At 77.2% G+C, this 937-nt stretch carries 1 protein-coding gene; it reads left to right on the top strand.

Annotation, left to right across the window (positions count from 1 at the left end):
• Window positions 1-92 precede the first annotated feature (92 nt).
• Window positions 93-937: PP2C family protein-serine/threonine phosphatase (locus E0D90_RS25830; protein ID WP_130800325.1), on the top strand; the 845-nt coding region annotated here is incomplete at its 3' end.

The raw sequence follows: 937 nt of genomic DNA, 5'->3' as shown, positions 1-937 counted from the left end.
TCCGCGCACCGCCCCCGCCGTCCGCCCACCCCGATACCTCCATCCGGCGCCGCCGAGTCGCCGCGAAGCGGGGTTGGCGGCACATTGGGAGGGTGGCGAGTGAGCGGGCGGAGATGTCGTGGGCCAAACGGTGGGTCGGCCTGCTGCCGCCCCTGCTCCTGGCGTGCGCGTTCGCCCTCACGCTGGCGAGCCCGCCGCACGTCACCTTCACCCCGTTCCTGGCCGCCGCGCCGCTGGTTGCCGCCGCGCTCCAGGGCGTGACCGCCACCGTCCTGAACACGGTCGCCGCCGTGCTGCTGGGCGCGGTCATGCACACCTGGTTCGACCCCGCGGGTGCGCTGGAGGGGACGCTCCAGGTCCTCACCGTCGCGACCGTGGCGGGGATCGCCATCGGCATAAACCGCCTGGTCGGGCGACGTACCCGGCAGGTGGCCACGGCCCGGGGCGTGGCGGCGGCCGTGCAGCGGGCCATGGTGCCCGACCCACCGCCGGTCCTGGACGGCATCCGGCTCGCCACCCGCTACCGGACCGCCGACCGCGAGGCGCTGATCGGCGGCGATCTCTACTCGGCGGTCGAGACGCCCCACGGGGTGCGGCTGATCCTCGGTGACGTCCGGGGCAAGGGGCTGGAGGCCACCGACTCCGTCGCCGTCGTCCTGGGCGCCTTCCGCGAGGCCGCCGAGTACGAGGCTGACCTCCCGGCCGTCTCGGCGCGCGTGGAGTCCGCCCTCCACCGGGCCGCGCAGCTGCGGGCCGGCCGCACCCGGCTGGGGGAGGAGGAGAGCTTCGTGACGGGCGTGCTCGCCGAGCTGCGCCCGGGCGACCCGCCTCCGCCGCCCACCGGCCGCCGCGTACCCGACGCCGGCGCACCGGCCGACGACCCGCCGTCGGCGGACCCGTCGCCCGCGGTGGTGGTCGTGACCGCCCCCCTGCCCGG

The organism is Streptomyces otsuchiensis, from assembly GCF_004305975.1.
Lineage (GTDB): Bacteria > Actinomycetota > Actinomycetes > Streptomycetales > Streptomycetaceae > Streptomyces > Streptomyces otsuchiensis.
This window is presented reverse-complemented; position numbering and strand designations above follow the sequence as displayed.